This window comes from Maritimibacter sp. UBA3975 (genome assembly GCF_002384975.1).
GTDB lineage: Bacteria > Pseudomonadota > Alphaproteobacteria > Rhodobacterales > Rhodobacteraceae > Maritimibacter.
In genome coordinates this window covers 1,077,547-1,086,459 of the sequence record NZ_DGCP01000009.1, presented here as the reverse complement: position 1 = coordinate 1,086,459, position 8,913 = coordinate 1,077,547, and the positions used below count along the sequence as shown (strand labels likewise).

Genomic DNA, 8,913 nt, shown 5'->3' with positions numbered 1-8,913 from the left:
CCAAGGGTGCTGACGGCAGACATGCTATTTCATGGCCGTGTGCGTGACGTGGAGCGCCGGCTCGAGGGCGCGTTCGCCAAGGGCAGCGTGCGGATCGAAGGGCAGGGGCATTTCCGGGGCCGGACCGTGACGCTGGGCTTTCAGAACGAGTTTCTGTCGGCGGAGGAGGACGGGCGCATGCTTGCCACCACGCCGGACCTCATCACGCTGATCGACGCCAACACCGGCGCGCCGGTGCCGACGGACACGGTGAAATACGGGCTGTCGGTCAAGGTGCTGGGCCTGCCCTGCGACCCGATCTGGCGGACCGAGGAGGCGCTTGCGCTCGTCGGCCCGCGCTACTTCGGGATCGACGCGGACTACAAACCGCTCGACGTCGCCTGACCGATCCAGCCCAGGCGCTTCGCGGCCTCAATCGCGTCGCGCCTGCGGCCCACGCCAAGCTTGGCGTAGATGCTCTTGAGGTGGAACTTCACCGTCGCCTCGCTCACCCCGCGGGTGCGGGCCAGCGCCTTGTTGCTCGTTGCGTTCGGCAGAAGGCAGAGCACGGCGTATTCCGCCGGGGTCAGGTCCGGCGGTGCGGGGTCGAGCCGGTCCTGCGCCGAGAGCGGGTCGAGATAGGCATCGCGGATGTGTCGGGCGCGGTCGATGAACCGGCGCCGCACACGACATTCTGCGCAGAAGCGGTCGAAGGTCTCGCGCGCGGTGGTAAAAAGATAGGTCCAGCCCTGCGCCTCGATCGTCTCGAAGGTGGGAAGCAGCCAGCGCGCGGCCTCGTCGAACCGACCCTGCTGCATGGCCCGTTCACCGTTGAGTAGGCTCTGGGTTGCGCGAAGCCGGGCGAGGGTCAGCGACACCTCCGGCGCGTCGGCACCCCAGTTCACGACCAAAGACGTGGTGTTGGGCATCAGGATCACCATGTGCCGCTCGTCCAGCCGGAGCGGGCTGGCCCCGTCCGGTTTGGCATGATTGGCCCCGTGGAAGAATTCGTCGCGCAAGAGCTGCATCGCGGGCAGGAGATCGGTCATGCCGCGCACCCTGAGGAGGGTTTCTAGCGCGGCGTGCCGCTCCAGTACCCGCTCGTCCTGTTCCGCCTGTCCGACACGGAACAAAAGCGTGGCGAGTACCAGCAGGGTCTCGGGCCAGAACTCACCGTGGACCAGCGCGTCCTGCATTTCGACAAGCGCCGCGGGGTCGGGCAGGGCCCCCGTATGCTCGGCGTCGATCCACCAGCGCACCACGGTGACCATCGCCATTTCGCAGACCGGCGCCCCGGCGGCGGCGAAACACCGATGCCCCTCGTCCATCGCGCGCGAGGCGGCGGCGAGGTCGCCGGTGCTGATGTTCAGGAAGCCGAGGTGGAGGTGGATGAACCCTTCCAGATAATCCGACCCGCTGGCCCGGTAGGCGTCGATGGCGAGCTGGCCGAACTCGGCCGCCGCCGACAGGTCCAGCCGCCGGAACGCGATCATCAGGAGCATGTTGTAGACCGCGCCGTGACAGACGTGATCGTCGGGATCGAACAGCGAAATCGCGTCGACATACCCCCACATCCCCTCGGGGCTGAGCGTGGTATCGTAGCCCATATGGGCCAGCATCTCGATCACCAGCAGGGCGGCGGTGTCCTCGGTCAGAGCATCCCGTTGCTTAAGGAGCGGCACCTCGGGGTCGAGGTCTTGCGCCACGAGCAGGTTGTGAAACCGTTTCATCGCCTGCCGGAAGCGCCCCATCTTGTAGTCGATGAGGATCTTCACGAGGGTTTCGTCGAGCGAGGTGCCGGGCGCGTCGAAGGCGCGGATGTAGGCGGAGAGCGGCGACTTCAGGGCGGACCTGAAGGTGATCTCGCGCTCGTCCATCACAGTGTCCACAATTGTCGCCCTTCGTTCCCGCATGTCCCGATGACCCCGCGAAGTCTATGCGCTGCGGGTCGCGGGCGGCAAGGGACTGTTGCAAGTCAGGGGTACAGGCGGATGGGCTTGCCCGGGCTTGGCGGACAGCGTTCAGATCCCATCTCGTGCCGTTCGCTACACTGTCACGACCAGGGCGTAACGAGATGCTTCTCGCCCATTTTCTTCACACGAGAATCTGCCGCGGCTCCCTTGGTCACTGGAACTCCTTCAGGATGCCAATGATCTGCTCTTCGCTGAAATGGCTTCTCTTCATCATCTGTCTCCTCAGTGGGAGAACAGGCTAACCTCAAATCGAGGACGTTTCAGGAGAGCGGGTCACCATCATGCGGCCAAATGGCATCCGCGACGAATGAAAAAGATTGCCAAGGTGATTAGGATGGCGCCGGAGATAACCCCCAATGCTCGCTCATAGAGGCCGTCAATATCGGTCGGTAGAAAGAAAAACACCGGCGCGCTGATCATCCAAAGCGCGCCGAGTCCTCGCATCGCATAGGCGTAGCGGTCATTTGCGCGTTTCAAGCCTTTCGCCATCGTGAATGCGATTACAAGGACCGCCGCGCCGACCCCGTAGACCAAGTATTGGTGAATAACCCAGCCGTCGCTGTCCGCGTCACCGTATTCGTTTCTTGCGCCGATCAGGAAAACCAGCAAGCCAAAAATGAGAAGCGCAAATATGCCAATACTCCACCGCTTGCCGCCCAAGTGAACGTGGGCTGAAAGGAGCGCTGCAGACAGGATGCCAATAGAATAAGAATAAAGACCAATGTCTACGATGAACTCATACCGACCGGCGCCCAGGTCACTGATCGTATCGGCGATCCAATCGTGATTTGGAACAGCCACATCCGCAATTAAAATGGCTGCTGCGAGAGCCGTGCAGCCGGCGATCACGATCCAGCCTAAAAGGATCATGAACATGGGCTGGCTCTCAGCAGCTTGTGGAACTATCTCGTTTCTCTCTGGTTGCGAATCCATATCTGCTTTGAGAACTCGGAGGAGAAGGAAAGGTTCCTCACATGCCCTTTCCCCCACCCACCTCGATCGCCCGACCAGCTATGCGAGATGCAAGCTCCGCGCGCCGGGCGATTAAAAATCCGTCCGGACTTCGCTGTACCGGAAGTGGCGCCAATTCAATACACACTTGTTTGCTCAACCATTGCCAAGAATGAAAAGGCGGTCAGCACGGAAATTCCCCTTACGCGCGTCTGATCCGTGGGGTCAGCGCGCCCTCAATGCCCGTGTTCCTTGCACCATTCGTCATGGACGCGCGGTTTGCCCATGTGGTCGCGCATGTTCTTCATCATTTCGAAATAGGGGATCGGGACGTGAACCGGGCGCTCGTCCGACGGATCGAAATCGTCATAAAGCGTCTGCACTGTCACGATGACCCGCTCGGCGTCGGTCCAGTTCTTGTAGTCGCCCAGATCAATCTTGTAGGCCGCGTCGAGGAATTCGACCCCCTGTTCATAAAACGGGCGCGCCATCTCGGTCACATCCAGCAAGTAGTCACGCATTTTGCGCACGTCGTCCTTGGTGGAAATCGGGCCGTGGCCTGCGACGATCACCTCGACATCCATGTCGAGCACCATGTTGCACACGTTGATCCAGCGCGCGACCGGACCATACCACGCGATAGGCGTGCCTGCCGAGAACAGGATATCGCCGGTGTAGAGCACCTTGTCCTCGGGCACATAGATCAGCGCGTCACCCAGCGAATGTGCCGGCCCCACCTCGATCAGCTCGACGCGCTTGTCTCCGACCATGATGGTCATCCGGTCCTTGAAGGTCTCGGTCGGCGGGGTCAGCGTGATGCCTGAAAAGTCGAAGGGCCGGAAACACTCCGCCATGAACTCGCCCGCGACGCCGAATTGGCCCGGGTCTTTCATCACCTGGTCGAGGAACGCCGGATCGAACCGGTCAAAGTCGGTCACGGTGCCGTCAGTCCCGATGATCCGCGCGTCCTTGACGAGCTGATTTCCAAAGGTGTGGTCACCGTCCGCATGGGTGTTGACGAGGATGCCGATGTCACCCCCGCCAGGGACGTTGGCCTTGATATCGTCCAGCATTTCCTTGGTGCATTTCAGATCGAATAAGGTATCGACCAGAAGGTTCGCCTCACCATCCGCGATGATGCCCGCGTTGGACCAGCCCCACGACCCGTCCGGGACGAGATAGCCCCAGCAGCCGTTGCCAAGATCGTGCAGACCCTTGGTGTATTTCCATTTAGACATGAGAATTCCTCCCTAAAGAAGTGCGGTGGCGAGCGCCGGAAACAGGAATACGAGAACGAGGACGAGCGCCATCATCAGAGCGAAAGGGGCGGCGCCCTTGAAGATCTGGCCAAGCGTGATGTCGCTGTCCGGCCCGAGCGTTGACTTGATGACATAGACGGCCAGACCGAAGGGTGGGGTCAGGAGCCCGATCTCGACCGCGAGGATGGCGATGACACCGAGCCAGATCAGATCGACCTGAAGCCCGGTGAGAATCGGCACGGCAATGGGCAGCACAAGCAGCATGATCGAGGCGCTGTCGAGGATGGTGCCCAGAACGACCATGACGAGGATCATGGCGATGACGACCCCGTTCACGCCGAAACCTGCGCCCAGCACCGTGTCACCGAGCCAGTCGGGCATGCCCGACAGGGCGAGCATCCGGGAATAGAGCGTCGCACCCATGATGAGGAAACAGATCGACGCGGTGGTGTGACCGGTCTGGACGAGCACCTGCCAGAAGTCGCGCCAGCCCAGCCGGCGTTTCGCGATGGCGATGACCAGCGCACCTGCGGCACCTGCGGCTCCGGCTTCCGTCGGGGTGAAGACCCCGCCGTAGATGCCGCCCAGAACGAGCGCTACAAGGATCACGATAGGTGCAAGCTTGCCCAGCATCTCACCTGCCGACATGGTCGGCATGTCGTCCACCGGCACTTGTGTCCCGCCGATAAATTCGGGTGCCCATTTACCCATTGCGATGATCCCGAAGGCATAGGTCGCCGACAGAACGAGACCGGGGATGATGCCGGCGATGAAGAGGTCGCCGACCGATTGCTCGGTCAGAACGCCGTAAAGGATGAAGAGCAGGGACGGAGGGATCAGCATTCCCAGTACCGCCGAACCCGCGACAACGCCGACCGAAAAATGCGGGGTATATCCGTGGCGGCGCATCTCCGGCACCGCGACTTTGGTGAACACGGCCGCCGAGGCGATGGAAATGCCGGTGATCGCGGCGAAGATCGCGTTGGCGGCGACAGTGGCGACGCCCAGCCCGCCGACCACCTTGCGAAATGCCTGCTGTGCGACGTCGAACGTATCGCGCCCGATCCCGGCGACGGACACGACGAGGCCCATCAGCACAAAGAGCGGCACGACCCCGAAAAGGTAGTCCGAGATGGAATCCTTGAACGCGGCGACCATCAGCTTGGCTGCGAGGTCCATGTTGTCGCGCAGGAGCCAGACGCCGACAAAGCTCACCAGCATGAGCGTGATGGCGACATGAAGCCCGGAATAGATCAGCACCAGCATCACGCCGATAGAGGCGAAACCGATCTCGAGTCCCGTCATGGTTGGCGCCCCGCGAGGTTGGCCCAGGCGGAGGCGAGGTATTGCAGCACCGTCGCGGCCATGCCGATCGCCATGAGGCCGTAGAGCGGCCAAGTGGGAATGACGAAGAAGCCCGGATTGCCCATGAAGTTGCGCTCGGGCTGAACCCAGGCCTTGGACAGCACCGGGAAGAAATACCAGAAAGTCAGCGCCAGAAGCACGGCGCCGATTATGTTGAACACGGCCAGCAGGATCTGCGCAGCGCGCGGCGAGCGCTTCATCACCACCATGATGAGCAGGTCCGACCGCGTGAGCGCGCCGGAGCGTAACGTGTGGGCCAGTTGCAGAAACACGATCCCGACGATTGAGAAGGCGACCATCTCTGCCACGCCCGCGATGGGCGCATTGAACAGGGTCCGCATGGCGATATCGGCGCAGATCAGCAGCATGATCGCGATGATCCACACGGATCCGAGCGCGTTCAGCCCGGCCACGACCGGACCCAAAGGCCCATCGCCCCCGCCACGCCCTCCGGGCGCGCGGGATGTTTCGTTCACATCGCTCACGTCAGTCTCCTCCCGGTCACCCCGGCGCATGATGCGCCGGGGCAGGTCCGGTCAGTCTTCGAGGTAGTTGCGCTGGAAGGTGAACCCCGCATCGGCGAGGTAGGCGACATAGGCCGCAAGGATATCATCCACCGGCTCGCCCCGCGCCCGCGCGGCCTCAGCCCAGGCCGTGGCCGGATTGGCCATTTCCTCGATCCAGGCCTTGCGCTCGGCCGGATCGAATTCGACGATCTCGCCACCGCCGTCCAGCATCGCCTGCGTCGCGCCCTCGATCCGGGCCGACTGTTCGGCAAAATAGGCCTCTTGGTAGGCATCGGCCGCGACCCGGAAGGCATCCTTGGTGGCGTCCGAGAAGCTTTCCCAACGGTCTTGCGACACCGCGAGACCGCCCACATACATCGCGCCGAATTCGACCGCGTTGTAATAGGGGGCGACTTCCCAAAGCTTCGCTGGGGCGTTCGCCGTGATCCAGCCGATCGCGCCGTCCGATACGCCCGTCTTGATGTCGTTGTAGAAGCTGACATAGCTGCCCTGCACGCCGACCGCGTCGGTGCCGTCGAGCCAGGACAGGTTCGGACCGGCACCCGAGATCTTGACGCCCGCCATGTCGGCACGGGTCTTGAGCGGCATGGTCGTCGCGATGTTGTAGCCGTCGATGGCGATGCCGCCGCCGATGTAGACCACGCCGGTCGCGTCCGCGAGCTGATCGATAAAGCCCTCGCTCGACATGAGCGCGTGTTCCGCCGCTTCGGTCACCAGCTTGGCGTCGACCGGTCCGAACGGCATGGCATAAGTCATGTTCAGGATGCCCATGTTCGCCGGGTCGAAGACGCCCATCGCCTGTCCGACGTCGATCAGACCATCCTGCATCGACTGTGCTTCGGCGCCGAGTTTGACGAGCGTGCCGCCATAGGCCTCGGTCCACTCGACCTCAACCTCGCCGGTTTTGGCGAGCTCCTCGTTGAGCGTCGGAATGAACGTCTCGCCGATATGCTTGACCCACAGGAACACCGCCGGATGTCCCGTCGCGATGGTCAGGTTAAGCTTCTCCTGCGCAAGCGCCGGAAGCGCCCCGCCTGCCAGAACCGCGGACGCGGCCAGAAGCGACATACTGTGACGTATGGTTTTCATGTTTTCCTCCCTGATGGCTTTCGCCGTTTCCTCCGAAGCCAACGCTAACGGCCATTGAACAACTGTTCAAGATTATTACGATGGCGTTCAACACAGGGCATTTCATGACCATCAAACCCCAACGAAACAAGGCCGATCAGGGCGAAACCTCGAAGGAGCGAATCCTCGCCTCCGCCGAATCGGTCTTCGCGGAATGGGGTTTCGACGGGGCCTCGGTCCGCCGGATCTCGGAAGAGGCGGGGGTGCCTGTCGCGCTCATCAACTACCACTTCGGATCCAAGGCCGGGCTGTACCGCGCGATTTTCGAGAAGCGCGCGCCGGCTATCATGGATCAGCGGATCGCCGGGCTGAGGCTCGCGCGGGCCGAACCGGACCTCGACCGGCGCATCGACCTCGTGGTCAAGGCGCTGATCTACCCGATGTTCTCGCTACGTGGCGAAAGCCCGTCCGCGGATTTCGGGCGCATGATCGTGCGCGAAATGTCGGACCCGCAGTCAGAAGCGCGGGGCATTTTCCGCGACATGTTCGACCCCGTGGCCGAGATGCTGACCGATGCTATATCGAAGTGCTTTCCCGACTGGACGCTGGAAGAGGTTCACTGGGCCTATCACACGATGCTCGGGGCCATGATGATCGTCATGACGGATAATGGCCGCATGGCGCGGCTCTCCGGGGGGCGTGTGTCGTCCGACAATTGGGAGGAGGCCGCGCGCCACATGTGCGCGATCCTTGTCGCCGGACTGAAATACCGGGATCGCGACCAGACACGCGGATCGGAAGACTAAGGACATTCAGGGAGGAACTCGCATGAAACTTGTCACATACGATACGGGCGACGGGATCGGTCGGCCCGGCGCGTTGGTCGGGGACGGCAGCAGGATTGCCGACTTGGCTGCCAACTCATCAGGCGCTGTGGAGTCGGTCTTGTGGATCGCCGAAGGCGGCGAAAGCGCGCTGGCACAGGCGCAGGATGCGGCCAAGGGGAGCACACAGGTATCATTGGACGACGTCCGGCTGATGGCCCCCATCGAGCCGCCACCGCAGATGCGCGATTGCCTGTGTTTCGAGACCCACCTGATCCAGGCGTTCAAGCAGGCGCGCAAACTGCGGGCGAGCCAGATGCCCGATCCGGAAGCCGCCGAACGCGAGATGGAAGAGCAGGGCATCCTGTCGGTGCCGCAGACGTTCTACGACCAGCCGATCTATTACAAAGCCAACCGCTTTTCTGTCGTTGGGCACGAGCATGACGTGATATGGCCCGGCTATTCCAACTTCATGGATTTCGAACTGGAGTTCGGCGTCTACATCGGCAAACCGGCCAAGGATGTGAAAAAGGCCGACGCGATGGATCACGTCTTCGGCTACACGATCTTCAACGACTTCACGGCCCGCGATGCCCAGACCGCCGAGATGGGCGGATCGCTCGGCCCGGCCAAGGGCAAGGATTTCGACACGGCGAACCCGATGGGCCCGTGCCTCGTGACAGCCGATGAATTCGGTGATCCCTATGACAAGACGATGATCTGCCGGGTGAACGGAGAAGAATGGGGCCGTGGCTCCACGTCGACGATGCACTGGAGTTTCGCGGACCTGATCGAACACATATCGGCCTCCGAGACGATCCGGTCGGGCGAGTTTCTGGGCTCCGGCACAGTGGGCAATGGCTGCGGCCTGGAACACATGCGCTTCCTGAAACCGGACGACGTGGTCGAACTCGAGGTCGAGGGGATCGGTGTGCTGCGCAACCGGCTGGTCAAACCGGGCTGAGGG

At 62.3% G+C, this 8,913-nt stretch carries 9 protein-coding genes; 3 read left to right on the top strand and 6 right to left on the bottom strand.

What is annotated here, in order from left to right; all coding sequences use genetic code 11:
• The coding region (locus B2585_RS10465) for a DUF917 domain-containing protein (RefSeq protein ID WP_292022728.1) at positions 1–384 on the top strand (384 nt) is incomplete at its 5' end.
• On the opposite strand, the gene B2585_RS10460 is transcribed toward B2585_RS10465, so the two are convergent.
• From B2585_RS10460 to B2585_RS10435, 6 genes are all read right to left on the bottom strand, one after another.
• Positions 360–1,856: a LuxR C-terminal-related transcriptional regulator gene (locus B2585_RS10460; RefSeq protein ID WP_292022727.1), complete on the bottom strand. Its 1,497-nt coding sequence runs from the start codon at positions 1,854–1,856 to the stop codon at positions 360–362. The genes B2585_RS10465 and B2585_RS10460 overlap by 25 nt on opposite strands.
• 375 nt (positions 1,857–2,231) lie before the next feature.
• Entirely contained in the window at positions 2,232–2,828 is a 597-nt protein-coding gene (locus tag B2585_RS10455; protein ID WP_339718005.1) for a DUF998 domain-containing protein, read from the bottom strand.
• 311 nt (positions 2,829–3,139) lie between these two features.
• Positions 3,140–4,141 carry an MBL fold metallo-hydrolase gene (locus tag B2585_RS10450; RefSeq protein WP_292022724.1) on the bottom strand — a complete coding sequence of 334 codons (1,002 nt, stop codon included), beginning with the start codon at positions 4,139–4,141 and terminating at the stop codon, positions 3,140–3,142.
• A 12-nt stretch (positions 4,142–4,153) separates the two neighbouring features.
• Positions 4,154–5,467 carry a TRAP transporter large permease gene (locus B2585_RS10445; protein WP_292022722.1) on the bottom strand — a complete coding sequence of 438 codons (1,314 nt, stop codon included), beginning with the start codon at positions 5,465–5,467 and terminating at the stop codon, positions 4,154–4,156.
• Positions 5,464–6,012 (bottom strand): TRAP transporter small permease subunit, encoded by a 549-nt coding sequence (locus B2585_RS10440; protein WP_292022720.1) that lies wholly within the window; start codon positions 6,010–6,012, stop codon positions 5,464–5,466. The genes B2585_RS10445 and B2585_RS10440 overlap by 4 nt, the downstream gene beginning before the upstream one ends.
• Before the next feature lie 51 nt (positions 6,013–6,063).
• The gene (locus tag B2585_RS10435; RefSeq protein ID WP_292022718.1) at positions 6,064–7,143 is read right to left on the bottom strand and encodes a C4-dicarboxylate TRAP transporter substrate-binding protein; all 1,080 of its coding nucleotides are present in this window, start codon (positions 7,141–7,143) and stop codon (positions 6,064–6,066) included.
• Positions 7,144–7,247: 104 nt separating this feature from the next.
• Here B2585_RS10435 and B2585_RS10430 point away from each other — a divergent pair, with 104 nt between their 5' ends.
• Both B2585_RS10430 and B2585_RS10425 read left to right on the top strand, forming a co-directional pair.
• Positions 7,248–7,928 carry a TetR/AcrR family transcriptional regulator gene (locus B2585_RS10430; protein WP_292022716.1) on the top strand — a complete coding sequence of 227 codons (681 nt, stop codon included), beginning with the start codon at positions 7,248–7,250 and terminating at the stop codon, positions 7,926–7,928.
• 22 nt (positions 7,929–7,950) lie between these two features.
• Positions 7,951–8,910, top strand: a complete 960-nt coding sequence (locus B2585_RS10425; RefSeq protein ID WP_292022715.1) for a fumarylacetoacetate hydrolase family protein — start codon at positions 7,951–7,953, stop codon at positions 8,908–8,910.
• Positions 8,911–8,913: the final 3 nt, after the last annotated feature.